The sequence below is a fragment of the Pseudomonas sp. Pseusp16 genome (assembly GCF_047324915.1).
Classification (GTDB): domain Bacteria; phylum Pseudomonadota; class Gammaproteobacteria; order Pseudomonadales; family Pseudomonadaceae; genus Aquipseudomonas; species Aquipseudomonas fluorescens_CD.
Window position 1 is genome coordinate 3325442 of record NZ_CP168522.1, and the last position, 24078, is coordinate 3349519.

General features: G+C 58.9%; 21 protein-coding genes. 6 read left to right on the forward strand and 15 right to left on the reverse strand.

Annotated elements, in window-relative coordinates; all coding sequences use genetic code 11:
- Nucleotides 1-274: 274 nt before the first annotated feature.
- From purM to ACEN8Q_RS15095, 3 genes are read left to right on the forward strand one after another with little or no spacing between them, the layout of a single operon-like run.
- Nucleotides 275-1333 carry a phosphoribosylformylglycinamidine cyclo-ligase gene (purM, locus tag ACEN8Q_RS15085; RefSeq protein WP_008049708.1) on the forward strand — a complete coding sequence of 353 codons (1059 nt, stop codon included), beginning with the start codon at nt 275-277 and terminating at the stop codon, nt 1331-1333.
- Nucleotides 1333-1983: a phosphoribosylglycinamide formyltransferase gene (gene purN / locus ACEN8Q_RS15090; protein WP_057399406.1), complete on the forward strand. Its 651-nt coding sequence runs from the start codon at nt 1333-1335 to the stop codon at nt 1981-1983. Before purM ends, purN begins: the two co-directional genes overlap by 1 nt.
- Before the next feature lie 8 nt (nt 1984-1991).
- Complete coding sequence (locus tag ACEN8Q_RS15095) at nt 1992-2705, forward strand: DUF3108 domain-containing protein (protein WP_413425328.1); 714 nt, start codon at nt 1992-1994, stop codon at nt 2703-2705.
- A 149-nt stretch (nt 2706-2854) separates the two neighbouring features.
- Here ACEN8Q_RS15095 and ACEN8Q_RS15100 read toward each other — a convergent pair whose 3' ends face one another.
- Nucleotides 2855-4480: a methyl-accepting chemotaxis protein gene (locus ACEN8Q_RS15100; RefSeq protein ID WP_413705417.1), complete on the reverse strand. Its 1626-nt coding sequence runs from the start codon at nt 4478-4480 to the stop codon at nt 2855-2857.
- Between the two features lie 237 nt (nt 4481-4717).
- Between ACEN8Q_RS15100 and ACEN8Q_RS15105 the strand changes: the two genes are divergently transcribed.
- Together ACEN8Q_RS15105 and ACEN8Q_RS15110 are read left to right on the forward strand one after the other, a co-directional pair.
- Nucleotides 4718-5134, forward strand: coding sequence for an OsmC family protein (locus ACEN8Q_RS15105; protein WP_413425330.1), 417 nt, complete (start codon nt 4718-4720; stop codon nt 5132-5134).
- A 62-nt stretch (nt 5135-5196) separates the two neighbouring features.
- Entirely contained in the window at nt 5197-6057 is an 861-nt protein-coding gene (locus ACEN8Q_RS15110) for a pirin family protein (protein WP_413425332.1), read from the forward strand.
- Between the two features lie 121 nt (nt 6058-6178).
- On the opposite strand, the gene ACEN8Q_RS15115 is transcribed toward ACEN8Q_RS15110, so the two are convergent.
- The 4 genes from ACEN8Q_RS15115 to ACEN8Q_RS15130 all read right to left on the reverse strand — a co-directional run bounded on the left by ACEN8Q_RS15115 (nt 6179) and on the right by ACEN8Q_RS15130 (nt 9885).
- Entirely contained in the window at nt 6179-6907 is a 729-nt protein-coding gene (locus tag ACEN8Q_RS15115) for a dienelactone hydrolase family protein (RefSeq protein WP_413425334.1), read from the reverse strand.
- Between the two features lie 66 nt (nt 6908-6973).
- Nucleotides 6974-8878, reverse strand: coding sequence for a molecular chaperone HtpG (gene htpG, locus ACEN8Q_RS15120; protein WP_413425336.1), 1905 nt, complete (start codon nt 8876-8878; stop codon nt 6974-6976).
- Between the two features lie 81 nt (nt 8879-8959).
- The gene (locus ACEN8Q_RS15125; RefSeq protein WP_413425337.1) at nt 8960-9412 is read right to left on the reverse strand and encodes a PaaI family thioesterase; all 453 of its coding nucleotides are present in this window, start codon (nt 9410-9412) and stop codon (nt 8960-8962) included.
- On the reverse strand, nt 9409-9885 hold the full coding sequence (locus ACEN8Q_RS15130) for a PaaI family thioesterase (RefSeq protein ID WP_413425338.1): 477 nt from the start codon (nt 9883-9885) through the stop codon (nt 9409-9411). The genes ACEN8Q_RS15125 and ACEN8Q_RS15130 overlap by 4 nt, the downstream gene beginning before the upstream one ends.
- 158 nt (nt 9886-10043) lie before the next feature.
- Here ACEN8Q_RS15130 and ACEN8Q_RS15135 point away from each other — a divergent pair, with 158 nt between their 5' ends.
- The gene (locus tag ACEN8Q_RS15135) at nt 10044-10250 is read left to right on the forward strand and encodes a hypothetical protein (RefSeq protein WP_413705418.1); all 207 of its coding nucleotides are present in this window, start codon (nt 10044-10046) and stop codon (nt 10248-10250) included.
- A gap of 67 nt (nt 10251-10317) precedes the next feature.
- Here ACEN8Q_RS15135 and ACEN8Q_RS15140 read toward each other — a convergent pair whose 3' ends face one another.
- The 10 genes from ACEN8Q_RS15140 to sdhA all read right to left on the reverse strand — a co-directional run bounded on the left by ACEN8Q_RS15140 (nt 10318) and on the right by sdhA (nt 24077).
- On the reverse strand, nt 10318-10719 hold the full coding sequence (locus tag ACEN8Q_RS15140; RefSeq protein ID WP_413425342.1) for an MAPEG family protein: 402 nt from the start codon (nt 10717-10719) through the stop codon (nt 10318-10320).
- The gene (locus tag ACEN8Q_RS15145) at nt 10719-11456 is read right to left on the reverse strand and encodes a DUF599 domain-containing protein (RefSeq protein WP_057397979.1); all 738 of its coding nucleotides are present in this window, start codon (nt 11454-11456) and stop codon (nt 10719-10721) included. Before ACEN8Q_RS15145 ends, ACEN8Q_RS15140 begins: the two co-directional genes overlap by 1 nt.
- A gap of 254 nt (nt 11457-11710) precedes the next feature.
- A complete protein-coding gene (gene brnQ, locus ACEN8Q_RS15150) occupies nt 11711-13024 on the reverse strand; it encodes a branched-chain amino acid transport system II carrier protein (protein ID WP_413425346.1) in 1314 nt (437 codons plus the stop codon).
- A 429-nt stretch (nt 13025-13453) separates the two neighbouring features.
- A complete protein-coding gene (gene sucD, locus ACEN8Q_RS15155; protein ID WP_003223019.1) occupies nt 13454-14335 on the reverse strand; it encodes a succinate--CoA ligase subunit alpha in 882 nt (293 codons plus the stop codon).
- Nucleotides 14335-15501 carry an ADP-forming succinate--CoA ligase subunit beta gene (sucC, locus tag ACEN8Q_RS15160; RefSeq protein WP_003223015.1) on the reverse strand — a complete coding sequence of 389 codons (1167 nt, stop codon included), beginning with the start codon at nt 15499-15501 and terminating at the stop codon, nt 14335-14337. Before sucC ends, sucD begins: the two co-directional genes overlap by 1 nt.
- A gap of 196 nt (nt 15502-15697) precedes the next feature.
- Nucleotides 15698-17134: a dihydrolipoyl dehydrogenase gene (gene lpdA / locus ACEN8Q_RS15165; RefSeq protein WP_077047447.1), complete on the reverse strand. Its 1437-nt coding sequence runs from the start codon at nt 17132-17134 to the stop codon at nt 15698-15700.
- Between the two features lie 98 nt (nt 17135-17232).
- A complete protein-coding gene (gene odhB / locus ACEN8Q_RS15170; protein ID WP_007977514.1) occupies nt 17233-18453 on the reverse strand; it encodes a 2-oxoglutarate dehydrogenase complex dihydrolipoyllysine-residue succinyltransferase in 1221 nt (406 codons plus the stop codon).
- Between the two features lie 42 nt (nt 18454-18495).
- The gene (locus ACEN8Q_RS15175) at nt 18496-21327 is read right to left on the reverse strand and encodes a 2-oxoglutarate dehydrogenase E1 component (protein ID WP_413425349.1); all 2832 of its coding nucleotides are present in this window, start codon (nt 21325-21327) and stop codon (nt 18496-18498) included.
- A 261-nt stretch (nt 21328-21588) separates the two neighbouring features.
- On the reverse strand, nt 21589-22293 hold the full coding sequence (locus tag ACEN8Q_RS15180) for a succinate dehydrogenase iron-sulfur subunit (protein ID WP_003223007.1): 705 nt from the start codon (nt 22291-22293) through the stop codon (nt 21589-21591).
- 11 nt (nt 22294-22304) lie between these two features.
- Nucleotides 22305-24077, reverse strand: coding sequence for a succinate dehydrogenase flavoprotein subunit (gene sdhA / locus ACEN8Q_RS15185; RefSeq protein ID WP_413425351.1), 1773 nt, complete (start codon nt 24075-24077; stop codon nt 22305-22307).
- Nucleotide 24078 lies beyond the last annotated feature (1 nt).

Below are 24078 nucleotides of genomic sequence, written 5' to 3' on the forward strand. Positions count from 1 at the left end.
ACTGTCATAACGATAGACGGTTAATCTCGATACCTTATACAGCCATGCAGGATGCCATCGACAGCGCGCATCAACGGTTTTTTTTGAACGGATATGGCCCTGCTGTCGGCCTGAGGATGGCCGCTGCGGCTCAAGCCTGATAAAATCGCGCGCCTTCGCAGACCGGCAACAGCCGGGCACCCTGAAATTCGCGTATGGCCCTCGCCTTCGCCTGTTTGAGCGGTCCCGATGGACTCGGTCGTTACCCAGAAATCCCCCCCTAAAGGCCTGGATCATGAGCAAGCAACCCTCCCTGAGCTACAAGGACGCCGGTGTAGACATCGACGCCGGTGAAGCATTGGTCGAACGCATCAAGAGCGTCGCCAAGCGCACTGCGCGCCCGGAAGTCATGGGCGGCCTGGGCGGTTTCGGCGCCCTCTGCGAAATCCCGGCCGGCTACAAGCAGCCTGTGCTGGTTTCCGGTACTGACGGCGTCGGCACCAAGCTGCGTCTGGCACTGAATCTGAACAAACACGACAGCATCGGCATCGACCTGGTTGCCATGTGCGTCAACGACCTGGTGGTGTGCGGCGCCGAGCCGCTGTTCTTCCTCGACTACTACGCTACCGGCAAACTCAACGTCGACACCGCTGCCCAGGTTGTAACCGGCATCGGCGCTGGCTGCGAACTGTCGGGTTGCTCGCTGGTTGGCGGCGAAACCGCTGAAATGCCGGGCATGTACGAAGGCGAAGACTACGACCTGGCCGGTTTCTGCGTCGGCGTCGTGGAAAAATCCGAAATCATCGACGGCTCCAAGGTTGCCGCCGGCGATGCCCTGCTCGCCCTGCCGTCTTCCGGCCCGCACTCCAACGGCTACTCGCTGATCCGCAAGATCATCGAAGTGTCCGGCGCCGACATCGAAAACACCCAGCTCGACGGCAAGCCGCTGACCGACCTGCTGATGGCTCCGACCCGCATCTATGTGAAGCCGCTGCTCAAGCTGATCAAGGAAACCGGCGCCGTCAAAGCCATGGCCCACATCACCGGTGGCGGCCTGCTGGACAACATCCCGCGCGTGCTGCCAAAAGGCGCACAAGCCGTGGTTGACGTAGCAAGCTGGAACCGCCCGGCCGTGTTCGACTGGCTGCAAGAGAAAGGCAACGTTGACGAGAACGAGATGCACCGCGTGCTGAACTGCGGCGTGGGCATGGTCATCTGCGTGGCTCAAGAGCACGTTGAAGCAGCCCTGAACGTTCTGCGCGAAGCGGGCGAGCAGCCTTGGGTCATCGGCCAGATCTCCACCGCCGCCGAAGGCGCGGCTCAGGTTGAACTAAAGAACCTCAAGGCTCACTGATGCCTAAGACCTGTGATGTCGTGGTGCTGTTGTCCGGCACCGGCAGTAACTTGCAGGCCCTGATCGACAGCACGCGGACCGGCGACAGCCCGGTCCGCATCGCTGCGGTGATTTCCAACCGCGCCGACGCCTACGGCCTGCAACGCGCCAGGGACGCGGGTATCGACACCCGCACCCTGGATCACAAGGCTTTCGAAGGTCGCGAGGCCTTCGATGCCGCACTGATCGAACTGATCGACGCCTTCAATCCCGAACTCGTGGTACTGGCCGGATTCATGCGCATTCTCAGCGCGGGTTTCGTACGCCACTATCAGGGTCGCCTGCTCAATATCCATCCCTCGCTGCTACCCAAATACAAAGGGTTACACACTCATCAGCGCGCGCTGGAGGCTGGCGACGCCGAGCATGGCTGCTCCGTGCACTTCGTCACCGAGGAACTCGATGGCGGACCACTGGTCGTACAGGCTGTAATACCGGTAGAGTTACAGGATTCGCCGCAGAGTCTGGCGCAGCGGGTCCATGTTCAGGAACACCTGATCTACCCGATGGCCGTACGCTGGTTTGCCGAAGGCCGTCTAGCCCTCGGCGAGCAAGGTGCTTTACTGGATGGACAGTTACTCGCGGCCAGCGGCCACTTGATTCGAAACTAGGAGATTTTATGCGTCGCGCCCTGCTCTTCGCTTGCGCTCTGCTCGCCTTGCCCTTCGCCCAGGCGGCAGACCTTCAACCCTTCTCCGCCAGCTACACCGCCGACTGGAAACAGCTGCCCATGAGCGGCACTGCCGAACGCAGCCTGGAAAAAACCAGCGACGGCAAATGGAAACTGAGTTTCAAGGCGTCGATGATGATCGCCAGCCTGACCGAAGAAAGCACCCTGACCCTGGACAAGGACACCCTGCTGCCGCAGTCGTACCACTTCGAACGTGGTGGTCTGGGCAAGGCGAAAAAGGCTGATCTGGACTTCGACTGGAACGCCAAGATGGTCACCGGCACCGATCGTGGCGATCCGGTCAAGGTTCCACTGAACCGCGGCATGGTCGACAAGTCGACCTATCAACTGGCACTGCAGCACGACGTGGCCGCCGGCAAAAAGACCATGAGCTATCAGGTGGTCGATGGCGGTGAAGTCGACACCTATGATTTCCGCGTGCTCGGCACGGAAAAAGTCGACACCAAGGCCGGTCAGATCGAAGCGATCAAGGTTGAGCGCGTGCGCGACCCGACACAAAGCAAACGCATCACCGTGATGTGGTTCGCCAAGGACTGGGATTACCTGCTGGTCCGCCTGCAACAGGTCGAAACCGACGGCAAGGAGTACAACATCATGCTCCTGGACGGCACGGTCAACGGCAAGGCTGTCAAAGGCAGCTGATCCGGACCGATATGTAGGAGCGAGCTTGCTCGCGATGGACTCAAGAGCGCTGTGTTTAGTCAGTAAACACGCGCCATCGTTAACGACCATCGCGAGCAAGCTCGCTCCTACAGAATCCTTGACTGAACAGTATTACGCTCGCCTGTCATTCAGACCGAAAACCGCGCCACCAGCGTATTCAGGTCTACCGCCAACCGCGACAATTCCTGACTCGCCGCGCTGGTCTGGTTCGCTCCGGCCGAGCTCTGTTGCGCCAGGTCACGGATATTCATCAAGTTGCGGTCCACCTCCCGCGCCACCGCCGCCTGTTCCTCCGAGGCACTGGCGATCACGATATTGCGCTCATTGATCACGGTGAATGCCGAGGCGATATCTTCCAGGGCCACGCCCGCCGCTTTCGCTGCCTCCAGCGTCGAGCGCGCCCGGGTGTTGCTCTGCTGCATGGAGCTGACAGCCAGATCGGTGCCCTGCTGGATACCGGTAATCATCTGCTCGATTTCCCGGGTCGATTGCTGGGTGCGATGCGCCAGGGCCCGCACCTCATCGGCCACTACCGCAAACCCGCGCCCGGCCTCCCCGGCCCGCGCGGCTTCGATTGCCGCGTTCAGCGCCAACAGATTGGTCTGCTCCGCAATCGCGCGAATCACGTCCAGCACCGTAGTGATGCCATACACCTTCTGCGCCAGGTCTTCGACCTGAGTGACGTTGGTGGTGACATCTTCAGCCAGCGACTCGATCGACAGTACTGTCTGATGCACTTGTTCGCGACCATGCTGGGCAATGCGGTCGGACTCGCGCGAGGCCTGCGACGTTGCGGCGGCATTGCTCGCCACTTCTTCCACGGCCGCGGTCATCTGGTTGACCGCCGTGGCCGCCTGTTCGATCTCCAGGCTCTGCTGATGCAGGCCACGGGTGGCGTCTTCCGTGACGCTATTGAGCTCCTCCGAAGCCGAGGCCAATTGACTGGATGAATCGGATATACGCTGGATGGTTTCACGCAAACTCTGTTGCATGCTCTTGAGCGCGTGCAGCAGCCGCGCGGGCTCATCCTTGCCGGTAATGCTGATAGCTGCAGTGAGGTCGCCGCCGGCGACCACCTCGGCCACTTTCAACGACTGTGACAGCGGCAACACGATACTGCGTGTCAACAGCAGTGCCAGGCCAATGGTGATCAGCGCGGTCACACCGATCATTACCCCGACCCAGACCCGCGACTGGTTGAACACCAGGCGTCCCGCTGCAGTCGCCAGATTGGCGTTGTGCTTGTTGAGTTCGACCAACTCCCTGAGGGTGACCGTGATCTCATCGGCCAGCGGGTTCATCTCGCCATTGAGAATGGCCGCGGCCTCTTCCACCCGTCCCTGGGTAGCCTGGGCCATCACCTGACTCTGGAACTGCAGATATTTACCCTCGGCAGCCTTGAAGCGATCGAACAACACGCGATCTTCAGGCAGCACGATCAACTTGTCATAACGTTGCTTGGCATCGTCGAGAACACTTTTGAGTTCGTTGATTTTGTTGACGTTCTGCGCCTGTGCCTGTGGCTCGCGATTGATCAGCAGACGCATGGTCAGCGCCCGCAGTCGCAACATGTCCTGACTCATATCACCGACCGCCATCACACTGGGCAGCCAGTTGTCATCGACCTGATCGGACTGCGCCCGCATATTCGACATTTGCAGTAGAGCGAACACCCCCAAGCCAAACACCATCAACGCCAACAGGCCAAAACCGAGACTCGCGCGTGGCGCAATATTGAGACTTCTGATACTCATTCCCCTGGTTCCTTCCAAAAGCGCTGCATCAGGCAGCTGGTTCTTTAGACGGTATCGGACTGTTGAAAATTTGCGTAAGACGAAAAAGTGATATCAAAACACCATTACTGCTACGGTAACGATTCAGCGAAAAGACCCACCCGTACAAGAAAACCGGAACGCACATCCGGCACCATGTTCTATACCTTCAAGGTCTTTTTTGATCGAATAAATGTCCCGTTGCTTACGAGGTTTCCCATGACCGTTACTGTCAACACCGTCTGCGCCGAAGGTTTCCGTCACAGCGTGCAAATCGATGACCATGAACTCTTTGCCGATGTGCCGACCACCGCAGGCGGCGAAGGCTCGGCGCCCGAGCCACACGATTACTTCGACGCTGCACTCGGCGCGTGCAAGGCCCTGACCTTGAAGCTGTATGCGAAGAAAAAAGACATCCCGTTGACCGGTGTCGGCGTCGAGGTCAAACGCGACAACAGTGAAGAACAGAAAGGCAAGTACGCCCTGCACGTCAAGCTGACCCTCAAGGGCGTGCTCACCGACGCCCAACGCGAGGAACTGCACCGCGTGGCCGATCGCTGCCCGATCCACAAGCTGATGACCACGACTGAAGTCAGCATCGAAACGCACTTGTCCGAAGGCGCGTTCAGCCAATAGCGGCAAGGGCTGCGCAAGCGGGTTATGCTCGACCGCATCACCCGCTCAGTCTGGAATGCACCATGAACACTCCGCTCGTGATCCGCCCCCGCACCGAAGATGTCGAAGGCCAGCCGATTCTCCGCCCGCTGCCATCCGCCAAGTGCCGCAGCGTCGGACCATTCGTGTTTTTTGATCACATGCTGGAAACCCGTTATCCGCGGGGCAAAGGCATGAACATCCGCCAGCACCCGCACATCGGCCTGTCGACCCTCACCTACTTGTTCCAGGGGCAGATCCAGCACAAGGACAGCCTCGGTTCCGATCAGGTTGTCGATACCGGCGATGTCAGCTGGATGACGGCCGGCAGCGCCATCGCCCACGTCGAACGCACGCCTGAGGCCCTTAAAGAAAGCGGCTTCACGATGCACGGCTTGCAGATCTGGCTGGCTTCGCCCAAGGACAAAGAACAGGGCCCAGGGCATTACAGCCACCATCCGGCGTCCACATTGCCGGTCAGCGAAAACCTGGGGGTGAAGATTCGCATGATTGCCGGGTCAGGCTTTTGCCTGGAATCGCCGGTACCGGTGCTTTCTCCTACGCTGTACGCAGAATTGCACCTGCAAACGGCGACGTCCTTGCTGATTCCCACCGAACATGAAGAACGTGCGCTGTATGTGTTGAGCGGCGAGGTGCAACTGGAGGGCGAGCTGCTGGAGCCCTACACGCTAGTGGTGCTGCCGGCCGGGGAAGAGATGACGCTGTTCGCCGAGAGCGACTGTCATGCCGTGCTGTTTGGCGGAGCGCCACTGGACGGGCCACGGCGGATCAACTGGAATTTTGTCGCGAGCGATCCAGCTGCTATCGATGAAGCGCGCCGGCGCTGGGCGGCGGGGGATTGGCCGACGGTGCCGGGGGAAGTTGAGCGGATCGAACTGCCTTAAAATTTTCGGCGCCAGTTATACCGCCATCGCGGGCAAGCCCGCTCCCACAGGGGAACAGCATTCCAATATGGGAGCGGGCTTGCTCGCGAAGAGGCCGGCACTCACACCGACCAAATCATGGTCAGCCCTTGAACACTTCATCCAGCAAGTTATGCATCGACGTGAATGCCCGTGCGGCAATCTTCGCGTCATACATCATCATGCCCGGCACCTTGGCGTGCGGGTCGGTGAACGAGTGGAACGCACCGCCGTAGCTCAGCAATTGCCAGTCCACACCGGCCGCGTTCATTTCATCTTCGAACGCTGGCAACTGCTCCTTCGGCACCAGTGGATCGGAGGCACCGTGCAACACCAGCACCTTGCCCTTGATGTTTTTCGCATCGGCCGGATTCGGCGTGTCCAGCGTGCCGTGGAACGACACCGCGGCCTTCACCGGCGCGCCGGTACGGGCAAATTCCAGGGCGCAGCAACCACCGAAGCAGAAACCGTAGGTTGCCAGTTTCGACGTATCGACCGCCGCTTCGCCCTGCTTTTGCAATTGTTCGAACGCTGCCTGCATACGCTTGCGCAGCAATGCCCGGTCGTTCTTCAGCGGCATCATCGCCGCGCCCGCCTCATCGTTGTTCGTTGGACGAACCGACTGGCCGTAAAGGTCCGCAACCAGCACCACGTAGCCCTTGGCCGCCACCGATTTGGCGATCTCTTCGGCTCCGGCACCGACGCCCATCCAGTTCGGCGCCATCAACAATCCCGGACGCGGGCCTTTATGGTCGGCATCAAAGGCCAGGCGGCTTTCGTAAGCCTGGCCGTCAATCTGATAAGCAACGGAACGTACAGTGATTTGGCTCATGTCTGACTCCTGATTTTGAACACCAGAATGAAAAAACCCGCCGAAGCGGGTTTTTATACAACGTTGTTAAGCCGACAGCTCAACCAGCAACTTGTTCAGGCGACGCACATAGGCCGCCGGATCTTTCAAGCTGTCGCCAGCCGCCAGGGCTGCCTGATCGAAGAGGATGTGCGACAGGTCGCCGAAGCGCTCGTCGCTCTGCTCGTTGTCGAGCTTCTCGATCAGCGGGTGAGCCGGGTTGAACTCGAAGATCGGCTTCGAATCCGGCACCTTCTGACCACTGGCTTCGAGGATCTGACGCATCTGCAGGCCCAGGTCCTGCTCGCCGATGGCGAGGATCGCCGGGGAGTCGGTCAGGCGGTGGGAAACCCGCACTTCGGCAACGGACTCGCCCAATGCAGTCTTCAGACGCTCGACCAGACCTTCCTTGGACTTGGCGACTTCTTCCGCGGCCTTTTTGTCCTCTTCCGAGTCCAGGTTGCCCAGGTCCAGGTCACCGCGCGCCACGTCGACGAAGCTCTTGCCGTCGAAGTCGCTGAGGTAGCTCATCAGCCACTCGTCGATGCGGTCGGTCAACAGCAGCACTTCGATGCCTTTCTTGCGGAAGACTTCCAGGTGCGGGCTGTTCTTGACCTGCGCGTAGGTTTCGCCGGTCAGGTAGTAGATCTTGTCCTGACCTTCCTTGGCGCGCGCCAGGTACTCGGCCAGGCCGACAACCTGTTCGCCATCGTCGCCAGTGGTCGATGCGAAACGCAGCAGACCGGCGATTTTTTCCTTGTTGGCAAAATCTTCTGCCGGGCCTTCTTTCATGACCTGACCGAAGTTTTTCCAGAAGCCCTTGTATTGCTCTGGCTCGTTCTTCGCCAGTTTTTCCAGCATGTCCAGGACGCGCTTGGTCAGCGCCGACTTCATGGAATCGATGATCGGGTCTTTCTGCAGGATTTCCCGCGACACGTTCAGCGACAGGTCGTTGGAATCGACCACGCCTTTGATGAAGCGCAGGTACAGCGGCAGGAAGGACTCGGCCTGATCCATGACGAACACGCGCTGCACGTACAGCTTCAGGCCTTTTGGCGCTTCACGCTGGTACAGGTCAAACGGCGCACGGCTCGGCACGTACAGCAGCGAGCTGTACTCCAGCTTGCCTTCGACCTTGTTGTGGCTCCAGCTCAGCGGGTTTTCGAAGTCGTGGGCGATGTGCTTGTAGAACTCCTGGTATTCCTCGTCCTTGATCTCGGTACGCGGACGGGTCCACAGGGCGCTGGCGCGGTTGACGGTTTCCCACTCGACGGCCGGTTTCTCTTCGCCTTCAGCGGCTGCCACTTCTTTCGGCAACTCGATCGGCAAGGCGATATGGTCGGAGTACTTCTTGATGATATTGCGCAGACGCCAGCCATCGGCGAACTCGTCTTCACCGGATTTCAGGTGCAGGACGATGCGGGTACCGCGCTCGGCCTTGTCGATGGTCGCGACTTCGAAATTGCCTTCGCCCCTGGACGACCAGTGCACGCCTTCGCTGGCGGCGCTGCCGGCACGACGGCTGAACACGTCGACTTTGTCGGCGACGATGAATGCGGAGTAGAAACCGACACCGAACTGGCCGATCAGGTGCGAATCTTTCTTCTGGTCGCCGGTCAGGTGCTTCATGAAATCGGCGGTGCCGGACTTGGCGATGGTGCCCAGGTGGGTGATCGCATCCTCGCGGCTCATGCCGATACCGTTGTCTTCGAGGGTGACGGTTTTAGCGTCCTTGTCGAAGCTCACGCGGATTTTCAGTTCGGCACCACCTTCCAGCAGCTCTGGCTTGGCCAGGGCTTCGAAACGTAATTTGTCGACAGCGTCAGAGGCGTTCGAGATCAATTCGCGAAGGAAAATTTCCTTGTTGGAATACAGCGAATGGATCATGAGATGCAGCAGTTGCTTCACCTCGGTCTGGAAGCCCAGGGTTTCCTTTTGAGTTTCCACACTCATGGTCATCAAACTCCAATCAGATGGCATAAGCCGCGACCTTGAGGGTCAGCGGCGGGTTGTTCTCAGAGTTTGGGGCTGAGTTCAGGATTTCAAGGGCTCCTCGAGTTTGAAATGTGCACGGGCCGTGGCAATGGGTTCGGCCTCGGTGCTTTGCCAGGCGGTAATCGCCACGTTGGCAACCCGGCGGCCCTGGCGGCAAACCTGGCATCGGGCCCAGGTATCGCGAAACTGCCCGGCACGCAGGTAATCCAGGGAGAAGTCGATGATCTTCGGTACCCCGGGCGTTCCGGTAAACACCAGCAAGTGCAGCGCAGCGGCCAATTCCATGAAACCGGCGATCACACCGCCGTGAATCGCCGGCAACAAAGGGTTACCAATGTTGTCCTTGTTCGCTGGCAGCTTGAACAGCAACTCATCTCCCACCCTTGAGCATTCGACGCCGATAAGCCGGGCATAAGGAATCAGATCCAGCAGCGAGGCGTAATCGCCCTGCTCGTGGGCCTTTTGCAATTGCTCCTTCAGAGACTCGCTCATTGCGCACCTCCGGCAACCGCGCCAGCAAAGCCCTTGGTACCTTTGATGCCCTTGCCCATGCGCATGAAAGTGCCTACCACATGGGCAATGGGTTGCCCGGGGTCATCCTGATAGGCGAAGCCACGGGCAAAAATCACGTCGGTGGTTACCCGATAGCACTGGGCAAAGCCGTAGACATTCTTATGCGGCTCGGCAGCGTGCATATAGTCGATGCGCAGGTCGAGGGTCGGGCAGACTTCGAACTCCGGGAGCACGCAGAGTGTCGCCATGCCACAGGCCGTGTCCATCAACGAAGTCAGCGCCCCGCCATGAATCACGCCGGTTTCGGGATTACCGACGATCTGCGGGCTGTACGGCAACACAATCGTCAGCCCTTCGCTGCTGGCGCTGTGTACGCTTAGTCCAAGTACCTGACAATGTCGCAGCGCCGACAGAAAGCGCATCGCACGCTCAAAAACGGGGTTTTCAGCCATTTTATTAAAACTCTTGTTGATGTTCGTAGAGTGCGGTGGAGGTTCGGGTAAAAGTTCCGCACTAGAGCAAACTTATATATCTGAAAGAATTAAGGAACTTAACCCTGATGCGTGGGCTCTTAAGGCCAGTAGATGCTTTTCATCAGGAGAAACACCCCATGCGTAAGACTTTAGCTATTGCCTTGATGTTGACCGCTTCCCTCGGTCTCGCTGCCTGCGGCAAAAAAACCGAGGACAAAGCTCAAGATGCTAACCAAAATGCTGAGCAAGCCCAGCAAAAAATGAACGACGCGGCGAAAGAGGCTGCTCCGGCCGCTCCAGCCGCTCCAGCCGCTCCGGCCGCTCCGGAAGCGCCTAAGAACTAATCCGGTTTTTAGCGTGACAAAAGAAAACCCGCCAAGTGCGGGTTTTCTTTTGTCTTCAAAAAAGCGGTTAGAGCAAAATCGTCCGAAAAGTCGGACTAATTATCAGCAACAGCGAACAGATTAATCCCACCAGCCAAACCATACTGCGTTGCCAGGCCAGGTCCTTCCAGTAACACACCAGGTAAATAACCCGCGAAACCACAAAGATGATCGCCAGACAGTCGATCAGCCATCCCGCCGTCTGCGTGGTATGCGCCATCAACACACCCACCGCGAATAACATGAACGCTTCGAAACTATTCTGATGCGCGGCTACTGCCCGGGCACCCAGGCCTGTGAGTTGCAACTGCTGTTGGCGCGGCAGGTGGTTATCGTAGCCGCCCTGCTCTTTCATGGCGCTGGTAACGGGGATTCGCGCCAGGTAGATCAACACGGCACTGATAAACACGCACCAGAATGGAATACTCATCAAGCAGCCTCTTTGATTACCTCCGGCAACGGCGCCTCTGTAGGGGTATAGACCATCACGTCGAGAACGTCGGAATGAAACTCGCGGCGGTACAACACAAACACGACGCCGGCACTCATCAACATGAATAACCATGGGCTGACAAACCAGGCCAGCATGGTCATGCCGAAGTAGTAGGAACGCAGCCCGAAGTTGAACTGGTTGGCAGCCATGGAGATGACGCGGGCTGCGCGGGAGGCAAACGCCTTGCGCTCTTGCTCCGACACATGGCGCTCGCCGGCCATCGGTGCCGACCCCACCAGTACCGCCGCAAAGTTGTATTGGCGCATGCACCAGCTGAACGTGAAGAACGCATAGACAAACACCAGCGCCAGGCACAGCAACTTGATTTCCGACATGCCCTGGGACGCCTGTTGCACCATCGGGATATCTGCCAGCAACGATACCGCCCGCTCCGAAGCCCCCAACACGGTGAGAATACCGGCCAGGATAATCAATGTACTGGAGGCGAAGAACGAAGCATTGCGCTCCAGATTGCCGATCACGCTGGCATCGGCGATGCGGTTGTCACGCAGCAGCATGCGGCGCATCCAGTCCTCACGATACAGGTGCAGCACACTGGCCAGGCATGCAGTGTCACGGCCTTTCCAGGTGGCATAACGGGTGTACCCGCCCCAGCAGGTAACGAACCAGATGGCGGCAAGAATGTGGATCAGGTTGGCTTGGATGAACGACATGCAGGTCCTTGTGATGTAAGGGCGAAATACCGAAAACCTGTGGGAGCGGGCTTGCTCGCGAAAGCGGAGTGTCAGTCGACATCCATGTTGAATGATAAACCGCATTCGCGAGCAAGCCCGCTCCCACAAAGTGCTTCGACGTTAGCTTAAGGAAAAAGACACTGCCTCACGCCCATAAAAAATGCCCCGTATCGATTGAGACGGGGCATTTCCGTTTCTGCTCGAAACCCGCTTGTGGCGGGCCGTGGAGCGACTTAAGCCAAGGCTTCTTCGCGCTTGCCCAGCAGACGATCAAAGACAACTGCGACGACCAGTGTCATCACCGATGGCACCAGCCAGGCCAGGCCCTGCTCGCTCAGCGGCAGGTGGGCCAATTGCGTCGGCATCCAGTCCGCCAGACCTGCACCCTTCAGGGCGTCGATCAGGCCGAAGAGGAACGATACCAGCATTACCGGACCGACAATGCGACCTTGTTCGTGCCAGAAGTCCTTGCAGAAGCTCAGGGCCACCAGGGCGATGCACGGCGGGTAGATCGCGGTCAGTACCGGGATCGAGAACGCAATCAGCTTGGTCAGGCCCAGGTTGGACACCAGCAGGGAGAATGCAGCCAGGATGATGACCAGCGTCTTGTAGGACAGTGGCAGCACTCGGCTGAAGTATTCGGCGCAGGCACAGGTCAGGCCGACCGCGGTCACCAGGCACGCCAGCGAAATCAACACAGCGAGGAAACCACTGCCCAGCGAACCGAAGGTGTGCTGCACGTAAGCATGCAGTACCGCCGCGCCGTTGGTAGCGCCTGCGGCCACTTCATGGCTGCCCGAACCGAGACGGAACAGGCTGACATACACCAGCGCCAGGCCCACACCGGCAATCAGACCGGCGATGATCGCATAGCGGGTGATCAGTGCTGGCGACTCAACGCCACGGGAACGGATGGCGTTGACGATGACGATGCCGAACACCAGGGCGCCCAGGGTATCCATGGTCAGGTAACCATTGATGAAGCCCTGGGAAAACGGCGCCGCCACATATTCAGGGGTTGCCTGGCCAATGTCACCGGCCGGCAGGGCGAATGCGGCAATGCCCAGCACCGCCAGGGCGATGATCTTCAGCGGAGCGAGGAAGCGCCCTACGGTATCCAGCAGACGGCCCGGATACAGCGAGATGAAGAACACCAGCAGGAAGTACACCGAGCTGTACAGGAACAATGCCAGCGGGCTCTCGCCGGTCAGCGGCGCCAGACCCACTTCGAACGATACCGTCGCGGTACGTGGCGTTGCGAACAGCGGGCCCACGGCCAGGTAGCACGCCGCCGCCAACAGGCCGCCGGCGATTTTACCGATCGGGCTGCTCAACGCATCCATTGCACCACCGACCTTGGCCAGGGCCACAACGGTGATCACCGGCAGACCGACCGCGGTGACCAGGAAACCCAGCGCCGCCATCCAGACATTAGGTCCGGACTGCAAACCGACGATAGGGGGGAAGATGATATTGCCGGCCCCGACGAACAGGGCAAACGTCATAAAACCAAGTGCCAGGATGTCCTGGCCTTTCAACACTTTCATTAAGGAAATACCACACTACTGAATCGGAATTTAGAGAGGGATTTCCCTATGGGTGAGGGAAATGCTGTCAGTCCGTATAAGACCGACCCTTTTAGCGCGTTGCCGCCTTGTGGGCCGCGGACGCAAAAATGGCGCGTAGATTAACGAATTTGGCCGATAAACGCACTGTTAGAGGGCGAACTATCCGATCTACGACATTTGCGTGTCGCATTTTCGCATGTAAATGGTTGGCGCCTGTAAGTCCGTCTTCGCGAGCAAGCCCGCTCCCACAGTTGACCGGGTCGTTCGCAAAAATTGCATACGGCACAACTCCCTGTGGGAGCGGGCTTGCCCGCGAAGGGGCCGGTCCTGACACCGCATGACCTCGAAAACGACAAAGGCCACCCGAAGGTGGCCTTTGTTTGGTGAAGCGTCAGCCAAGCACGAGGCTTACTTGACAGCCCAACCAGTCAGCTCGGCCAGGGCCTTGCCGATGTCTGCCAGCGAACGCACGGTTTTAACACCTGCGTCTTGCAGAGCAGCGAATTTCTCGTCTGCAGTGCCTTTGCCGCCAGAGATGATTGCGCCAGCATGGCCCATGCGCTTGCCCGGAGGAGCAGTCACACCAGCGATGTAGGAAACAACCGGCTTGGTCACGTGTGCCTTGATGTAGGCAGCCGCTTCTTCTTCAGCCGAACCGCCGATCTCGCCGATCATCACGATCGCTTCGGTCTTCGGGTCTTCCTGGAACAGCTTCAGGATGTCGATGAAGTTCGAACCCGGGATCGGGTCACCACCGATGCCGACGCAAGTCGACTGACCGAAACCGGCGTCAGTAGTCTGCTTCACAGCTTCGTAGGTCAGGGTGCCGGAACGGGAAACGATACCGACCTTGCCTGGCAAGTGAATGTGACCTGGCATGATGCCGATCTTGCATTCGCCTGGAGTGATTACGCCTGGGCAGTTAGGGCCGATCAGGGTAACACCCAGCTCGTCGCACTTAACTTTAGCGTCCAGCATGTCCAGGGTAGGAATGCCTTCGGTGATGCACACGATCAGCTTGATGCCGCCGAAGGCAGCTTCCAGGATCGAGTCTTTGCAGAAAGGAGCCGGAACGTAGATCACGCTGGCGGTGGCGCCAGTGGCAGCTACGGCGTCTTTCACGGTGTTGAACACTGGCAGGCCCAGGTGCTCGGTGCCGCCTTTGCCTGGAGTTACACCACCAACCATCTTGGTGCCGTACTCGATGGCTTGCTGGGTGTGGAAACTACCTTGCGAACCGGTAATACCCTGGCAGATAACTTTGGTGTCTTTATTGATCAGGACGCTCATTATTTGCCCTCCGCAGCTTTGACAACTTGTTGAGCAGCGTCGGTCAGGCTGGTAGCAGCGATGATGTTCAAACCGCTTTCTGCCAGTACTTTAGCGCCCAGCTCAGCGTTGTTGCCTTCAAGGCGAACAACAACCGGGATTTTCACGCCGACTTCTTTCACTGCACCGATGATGCCTTCGGCAATCATGTCGCAACGAACGATGCCGCCGAAGATGTTGACCAGTACTGCAGCGACGTTAGTGTCGGACAGGATGATCTTGAACGCTTCGGTAACGCGTTCTTTGGTAGCGCCGCCGCCCACGTCGAGGAAGTTGGCTGGCTTGCCGCCATGCAGGTTGACGATGTCCATGGTACCCATGGCCAGGCCAGCACCGTTGACCATGCAACCGATGTTGCCTTCCAGCGCTACGTAGTTCAGTTCGAACTTGGCAGCGTGCGCTTCGCGCGGATCGTCTTGCGACGGATCGTGGAAAGTCTTCAGCTTAGGCTGACGGTACATGGCGTTGGCGTCGATGTTGATCTTGGCGTCCAGGCAGTGCAGATCGCCGTCAGCCTTGATCACCAGCGGGTTCACTTCCAGCAGGGCCAGATCGTGATCCTGGAACAGTTTGGCCAGACCTACGAAGATCTTGGCGAACTGGGCAACTTGCTTGCCTTCCAGACCCAGCTGGAATGCCAGCTCGCGACCCTGGAATGGCTGAGCGCCAACCAGTGGGTCGATAGTGGCTTTCAGAATTTTTTCTGGAGTGTCGTGAGCGATTTTCTCGATGTCCACGCCACCTTCGGTGGAAGCCATGAACACGATACGACGGCTCGAACGGTCAACGACAGCGCCCAGGTACAGCTCTTTAGCGATATCAGTGCACGATTCAACCAGGATCTTGGTGACTGGCTGACCGTTGGCGTCAGTCTGGTAAGTCACCAGACGCTTGCCCAGCCACTGCTGTGCGAAGGCTTTGGCGTCTTCTTTGTTGCGAACCAGCTTGACGCCGCCCGCTTTACCGCGACCACCGGCGTGGACCTGGGCTTTGACAACCCACTCGCTGCCGCCGATTTTGTCGCAAGCTTCTGCTGCTGCTTCCGGGGTGTCTACCGCGTAACCGGTGGAAACTGGCAGGCCGTATTCAGCGAACAGCTGCTTACCCTGATACTCGTGAAGATTCATGCTTATTACCGTCTTCGTTAGGTACTGCGCATTCGGTGCTGCACTCATTCAAGTGCCGCACCACCTGTGACTGCTGCTTGCATGGCCTTTCCGGATACCCGGTGCAGCTATGCAAGACTGCGTCCAGCGGATATTCCGCGGTGAGTCTTGCATGCAAGGCTCACGACGGGCCATTCCGCCGTGGTTTCTTATTGTCTTAACGCTTCTTGCGGTTGGCGATGTGGATGGCGCCGCCATTCACTGCCAAAGCAGCTTCGTGCAAGGCTTCAGACAGGGTCGGATGGGAGAAAACCATCATGCCCAGGTCTTCAGCGCTGGTGCCGAACTCCATACCGATCGCGCCCTGCTGAACCAGTTCTGCAGCGCTTGGGCCAATCACGTGGACGCCCAGAACGCGGTCTGTCTTGGCATCTGCGATGACCTTGACGAAACCACCGGTGTCGTTGGCAGCCATGGCACGGCCAGAGGCTGCGAACGGGAAGGTGCCGACGTTAACTTCAACGCCTTCAGCTTTCAAGGCCTGCTCGGTTTTACCAACCCATGCGATTTCCGGGTGAGTATAAATAACCGAAGGAATAAGATCATAGTTCATCTGGGCCTTGTGGCCCTTGATGCGCTCGACGACCATGATGCCCTCTTCCGAGGCCTTGTGCGCCAGCATCATGCCGCGAACCACGTCGCCGATGGCGTAGACGCCCGGTACGGTGGTGGCGCAGTGATCGTCAACGTGCACGAAACCGCGCTCGTCCAGGGTCACGCCGCAGTCGGCAGCCAGCAGATCAGTGGTCACCGGACGGCGACCAACGGCTACGATCAGCTTGTCGAACGTGATGTTCTGTTCGCCGTTGGCATCGGTGTAGTTCACAACGACTTCGTCGCCGTTCACTTTGGAACCGGTTACGCGAGCGCCCAGCTTGATGTCCAGACCCTGCTTGGTCAGGGTTTTCAGCGCTTCCTTGGAAACAGCGGTGTCCGCTGCCATCAGGAAGGTGTCCAGGGCTTCCAGGACAGTCACTTCTGCACCCAGACGCGACCAGACCGAACCCAGTTCCAGACCGATCACGCCAGCGCCGATCACGCCCAGACGCTTGGGTACCGATTGGAATTCCAGGGCGCCGGTGGAGTCGACGATCACATTCTGGTCAACCGGAGCTGGCGGAATGTCGATCGGACGCGAACCTGGAGCCAGGATGACGTTTTCGGCTTCGATGACTTCAACCGAGCCGTCTGGCTTGGTGACTTCGACTTTCTTGCCGGCCAGCAGCTTGCCATGACCCTGGATGGAGGTCACACCGTTGGCTTTGAACAGGGTCGCAACGCCAGAGGTCAGGCCTTTGACGATGTTGGCTTTACGGCCGACCATCGCGGGCACGTCCATGGTCACGCCAGCGTGATTGATACCGTGGATCGCGAAACCGTCCTGGGCCTCGTGGAATTTCCACGAGCTGTCCAGCAGGGCCTTGGATGGAATGCAGCCGACGTTCAGGCAAGTACCGCCCAGAGCCAGTTTGCCTTCCTTGTCGGTGTACTTCTCGATGCAGGCAGTGGAGAGACCCAACTGCGCGGCCTTGATGGCAGCGACGTAACCGCCAGGGCCCGCACCGATCACTACTACGTCAAATTTCTGCGACATTCAAAAAATCCTCTTTAGCGAAAAGCTTCAAGCCGCGAGCGACAAGCCAGGCTGCGGGTTTTCCGACAGCCTGGGCTTGCAGCTCATGGCTGCTTCTATCAGATATCCAGCAACAGACGAGCCGGATCTTCCAGCAGGTTCTTGATGGTCACCAGGAAGGTCACAGCTTCTTTGCCATCGATCAGACGGTGATCGTAGGACAGTGCCAGGTACATCATCGGACGGATAACGACCTGACCGTTGATGGCCATAGGACGCTGGATGATGTTGTGCATGCCCAGGATGGCTGCTTGTGGCGGGTTGACGATCGGGGTCGACATCATCGAACCGAAAGTACCGCCGTTGGTGATGGTGAAAGTACCACCGGTCATTTCGTCCATCGACAGTTTGCCGTCGCGGGCTTTCTTGCCGAAGGTGGCGATGCCGCCTTCGATTTCAGCCAGGCTCATCAGTTCGGCGTTACGCAGGACCGGTACAACCAGGCCGCGATCGCTGGAAACTGCAACGCCGACGTCAGCGTAGCCGTGGTAAACGATGTCGCCGCCGTCGATCGAGGCGTTGACAGCCGGGAAGCGTTTCAGCGCTTCGGTGGCTGCTTTCACGAAGAACGACATGAAGCCCAGGCGTACGCCGTTGTGGGACTTCTCGAACAGATCCTTGTACTTCGAACGCAGCGCCATGACTTCGGTCATGTCGACTTCGTTGAAAGTGGTCAGCATCGCCATGTTCGACTGAGCTTCAACCAGACGCTTGGCCACGGTGGCGCGAACGCGGGTCATCGGTACGCGCTTCTCGATGCGGTCGCCAGCGGCGAACACAGGAGCAGCGGCAGCCGGAGCGGCAGCCTTGGCAGGTGCTGCAGCAGGAGCGGCTTTCTTGGCTTCGACAGCGGCAACCACGTCTTCCTTGGTTACACGACCGTCTTTGCCGGTGCCTTTGACGGACGCCAGGTTGATGCCGTTTTCTTCGGCCAGCTTGCGAGCGGCTGGAGCTGCGATAGCGTCTTCGTCAGCGCCGGCAGCTGGAGCTGCGGCAGCAGCGGCCGGAGCAGCAGCGGCAGCCGGAGCGGCAGCAGCAGCGCCGCCTTCAACGATGGAGCCGAGGACTTCGTCGGACAGAACGGTGTCGCCTTCGTTCTTGACGATTGCGCCCAGCACGCCGTCAGCGGTAGCCAGCACTTCCAGCACGACTTTGTCGGTTTCGATGTCGACGATCAGTTCGTCGCGCTTGACCGCGTCGCCCGGTTGTTTGTGCCAGGTGGCAACGGTGCCATCGGCAACCGATTCCGGGAAAGTGGGGGCTTTGATCTCGATAGCCATTATCTGTGGTTCCTTAAATTCGGTTTCAGGTGCGCGAAGGCGTTAAACAGTAAAGGCGTCTTGCAGCAGTTGTTCCTGCTGCTCGGCGTGCATCGATGCGTAACCGCATGCAGGTGCAGCAGAAGCCTCACGGCCCGCGTACTCGAGTACGAGAGACTTGTTGAGGTTGGCGACGCTGCGACGCAAGTGGTGTTGGCTGCAGTACCAGGCACCCTGGTTCATCGGCTCTTCCTGGCACCAGACGGCATGCTTGGCGTTGGTGTAAGGAGCCAGGACTTCTTTCAAGTCGTCCTCAGGGAACGGGTACAGCTGCTCGATACGCACGATGGCGATGTCGTCACGGCCTTCGGCACGGCGTTTTTCCAGCAGGTCGTAGTAGACCTTGCCGCTACACAGAACAACGCGCTCGACCTTTTTCGGGTCCAGGGCATCGATTTCCGGAATAACGGTCTGGAACGAACCTTCGGCCAGATCTTCCAGCGTCGAGATGGCCAGCTTGTGGCGCAGCAGCGACTTCGGAGTCAGGACTACCAGTGGCTTGCGCAGCGGGCGAATCACCTGACGGCGCAGCAAGTGGTAGATCTGAGCCGGCGTCGTCGGCATGCACACCTGAATGTTGTGCTCGGCGCACAGCTGCAGGTAACGCTCCAGACGAGCCGAGGAGTGCTCCGGACCCTGACCTTCATAACCGTGCGGCAGCAGCATGGTCAGACCGCACAGACGGCCCCACTTGTGCTCGCCACTGGTGATGAACTGGTCGATAACTACCTGGGCGCCGTTGGCGAAGTCGCCGAACTGGGCTTCCCAGATAACCAGGGCATTCGGCGTGGTGGTCGAGTAACCGTACTCGAACGCCAATACCGCTTCTTCGGACAGGAACGAGTCGTACAGGTCAAAACGCGGCTGACCGTCGTACAGGTTCTGCAGCGGGATGTAGGTACCCGCGTCTTTCTGGTTGTGCAGGACAGCATGGCGGTGCGAGAACGTACCGCGGCCGATGTCCTGGCCAGTCATGCGGATCGGGTGACCTTCGAACGCCAGGGTCGCGTACGCCATGGTTTCGGCGTAACCCCAGTTGATCGGCAGGCCGCCGGCTTGCATCTTCTGGCGGTCTTCGTAGATCTTGGCAACCTGGCGCTGAACCACGAAGCCTTCCGGGATCTCCAGCAGCTTGGCGGACAGCTCCTGCAAGGTCTTGAGGTCGAAGCGAGTGTCGTGACGCGCGGTCCAGGCGTGGCCCAGATATGGACGCCAGTCCACGAACAACTCTTTGTTCGGCTCCTTGACCAGGCTTTTCACCACGTGCAGACCGTTGTCCAGCGCGTTGCGGTATTCGTCGACTTTCGCCTGAACACGCTCTGCGTCCAGCACACCGCCCTGGGTCAGACGATCGGCATACAGCTCACGGGTGGTGCGCTGCTTGGTGATCTGCTGATACATCAGAGGCTGGGTGCCGCTTGGCTCGTCGGCCTCGTTGTGGCCGCGACGACGGTAGCAGACCAGGTCGATCACCACGTCACGCTTGAATTGCATGCGGTAGTCGATGGCCAGCTGGGTCACGAACAATACGGCTTCCGGATCATCACCATTCACATGGAGGATCGGCGCCTGGATCATTTTCGCAACGTCGGTCGCGTACTCGGTGGAACGCGAGTCCAGCGGGTTGCTGATGGTGAAACCGACCTGGTTGTTGATCACGATGTGCACGGTACCGCCGGTCTTGAAACCGCGGGTCTGCGACATCTGGAAGGTTTCCATGACCACGCCCTGACCTGCGAATGCAGCGTCACCGTGGATGGAGATCGGCAGAACCTTCTCGCCGGTCGGGTCGTTACGACGATCCTGACGGGCGCGAACCGAACCCTCGACCACCGGGGATACGATTTCCAGGTGGGACGGGTTGAACGCCATGGCCAGGTGAACTTCACCGCCGGTGGTCATCACGTTGGACGAGAAGCCCTGGTGGTATTTCACGTCACCGGAACCCAGCTCGACCTTCTTCTTGCCTTCGAACTCGTCGAACAGCTCGCGCGGGTTCTTGCCGAAGGTGTTGACCAGCACGTTCAGACGGCCACGGTGGGCCATGCCGATGACGATTTCCTTGGTGCCGTAGGAACCGGAACGCTGGATCAGCTCGTCGAGCATCGGAATCAGGCTCTCGCCGCCTTCCAGACCGAAACGCTTGGTGCCCGGGTATTTGGTGCCCAGGTATTTTTCCAGGCCTTCGCCGGCGGTCACGCGCTCGAGCAGGTGGCTCTTGATGTCGGCGGAGTACGTCGGACGACCGCGCACGCTTTCCAGACGCTGCTGGAACCACTGGCGCTGCTCGGAATCGGTGATATGCGTGAATTCAGCGCCGATGGTGCGGCAATATGTCTGCTGCAACGCTTCGTGAATTTCGCGTAGGCTCGCTTCCTCTTTGCCGATGAACAGGTCGCCGGCACGGAAGGTCGTATCAAGATCGGCATTGGTCAAGCCGTAATGATTGATCGACAGGTCTGCAGGTGCAGGACGCTGCCACAGCCCCAGCGGGTCAAGCTGGGCTGCCTGGTGGCCACGCATACGGTAGGCCTGGATCAATCGCAGCACTTCAACTTGCTTCTTCTCGTGCTCACTGCTCACGCTGCCGGCGGAAACCGGTTGGGCGCGGCGCTGGTTCTTTGCCAGCAAGACGAAATGATCGCGAATTGTGGAGTGCGAAACATCGGTGGCAGAGTTGCCGTCGGCAGGCAACTTCTGGAAGTAGGTGCGCCACTCTTCTGGCACAGCGTTAGGGTCGTGCAGGTAGAGCTCGTAAAGCTCTTCCACATAGGCAGCGTTACTACCGGATAGGTAGGCACTGTTCCACATGCGCTGCATCACGCTTTCTTGCATGCTTGGTCACCCTCGGTTAGGGGAACACCATCGGTGTCGACACCGAGCAAACTTGCAGAAGTCCGAATGCAGCGACCAAAACAAGCCACTAGGATCACACTGATAGTCCGGGTACCAGCCCGGATGCCCCTGCTTGTCTCATTTCTTCAAAATAAGAGCCGCAGCCTTTTAAGCTGCTGCTCAGGTTAAAACTACGGCGCCGGTTGAAGCCTGCGCCGCAGCATCTACGGGTACAGCGGTTCTACGGGTACAGCAGCTGAATCACACGCCGCTCGAGAGCAACATGTTACGGATGTGACCGATGGCCTTAGTCGGGTTCAGGCCTTTCGGACATACGTTGACGCAGTTCATGATCCCGCGGCAGCGGAATACGCTGAACGGGTCATCCAGCGAAGCCAGACGCTCGGACGTCTTGGTGTCACGGCTGTCTGCCAGGAAGCGGTACGCTTGCAGCAGGGCAGCTGGGCCCAGGAATTTGTCCGGGTTCCACCAGAAGGACGGGCAGGAAGTCGAGCAGCAAGCGCACAGGATGCACTCGTACAGACCGTCCAGCTTTTCACGCTCTTCAGGGGACTGCAGACGCTCGATGGCCGGAGCCGGCGTGTCGTTCTGCAGGTATGGCTTAACCTTCTCGTATTGCTTGTAGAAGATGCTCATATCGACGACCAGGTCACGGATAACCGGCAAACCTGGCAGAGGACGAACGATCAACTTGTTACCTTTTACGACAGCAGACAGCGGCGTGATGCACGCCAGACCGTTTTTGCCGTTGATGTTCATGCCGTCGGAACCGCAAACACCTTCACGGCAAGAGCGACGATAGGAGAAACCTTCGTCCTGCTCTTTGATCAGGGCCAGCACATCCAGCACCATCAGGTCCTTACCACCGGTATCGACCTGGAATTCCTGCATGAACGGCGCTGCGTCCTGATCAGGGTTGTAGCGATAAACACTGACTTGCAACATGGCGGTCACCCTTAATAAGTCCGGACTTTAGGTTCGAAAGTCGGAACAGTCTTCGGCGAGAAGTTCACGGCACGCTTGGTGACGCGCTTGTCACCCGGGAAGTACAGGGTGTGGCACAGCCAGTTTTCGTCGTCACGGTCTTCGAAGTCTTCACGGGCGTGAGCACCACGGGACTCCTTGCGAACTTCAGCGGCGATAGCGGTAGCTTCGGCCACTTCCAGCAGGTTTTGCAGTTCCAGCGCTTCGATACGTGCAGTGTTGAACGCCTGCGACTTATCGTTGATCTTCACGTTGGCGATACGGGTACGCAGCTCAGCCAGCTGAGCGATACCTTTCTGCATGTATTCGCCGGTACGGAATACACCGAAGTAGTTCTGCATGCAGCTTTGCAGCTCGCGACGCAGGGTAGCGACGTCTTCGCCGTCGGTACGGTTGTTCAGTGCGTTCAGGCGCGACAGGGCCGCTTCGATATCGGCTTCGGTGGCGTCATCGTATTCGATGCCGTCGGTCAGAGCCTTCTCCAGGTGCAGGCCGGCAGCGCGGCCGAATACCACCAGGTCGAGCAACGAGTTGCCGCCCAGACGGTTGGCGCCGTGTACCGATACGCAAGCCACTTCACCTACCGCGAACAGACCAGGAATGATCTTGTCCACGCCTTCGGCGTCCTGGGTGATCGCCTGGCCATGAATGTTGGTGGCAACGCCGCCCATCATATAGTGGCAAGTCGGAACAACCGGAACCGGAGCGACAACCGGGTCAACGTGCGCGAAAGTCTTCGACAGTTCGCAGATGCCTGGCAGACGGCTGTGCAGCACTTCCTCGCCCAGGTGGTCGAGCTTGAGCATCACGTGGTCGCCGTTCGGACCGCAACCGTTACCGGCGATGATCTCTTTAACCATCGAACGGGCAACAACGTCACGACCAGCAAGGTCCTTGGCGTTCGGAGCATAACGCTCCATGAAACGCTCGCCGTGCTTGTTGATCAGGTATCCACCTTCACCACGGCAACCTTCTGTAACCAATACACCAGCGCCGGCGATGCCGGTCGGGTGGAACTGCCACATTTCAATGTCTTGTACCGGCACACCGGCACGCAGCGCCATGCCAACGCCGTCACCGGTGTTGATCAGGGCGTTGGTGGTCGAAGCGTAGATACGGCCTGCACCGCCGGTCGCCAGCACGGTGGCTTTCGCGCGGATGTAGGTGGTTTCACCGGTTTCGATGCAGATCGCGATCACACCGACGAACTCGCCTTCGCCGTTCTTCACCAGATCGACAGCGTAGTACTCGTTCAGGAACACGGTACCGGCTTTCAGGTTGCCCTGATAAAGGGTGTGCAGCAGCGCGTGACCGGTACGGTCGGAAGCGGCGCAAGTACGGGCAGCCTGCCCGCCTTTACCGTAATCCTTCGACTGACCGCCGAATGGACGCTGGTAGATACGACCTTGCTCGGTACGCGAGAAAGGCATGCCCATGTGGTCCAGCTCGTAAACGGCAGCCGGGCCTTCCTGACACATGTATTCGATAGCGTCCTGGTCACCGATGTAGTCGGAACCCTTGACGGTATCGTACATGTGCCAGCGCCAGTCATCGTTCGGGTCGGCAGACGCGATTGCGCAGGTGATGCCGCCTTGAGCGGACACAGTGTGCGAGCGGGTCGGGAAAACCTTGGTGATCACGGCAGTCTTGTGACCGCCCTGTGCCAGTTGCAGCGCTGCGCGCATGCCGGCACCGCCACCACCAATAATGATGGCGTCGAAAGAAATCGTTGGAATGTTAGCCATG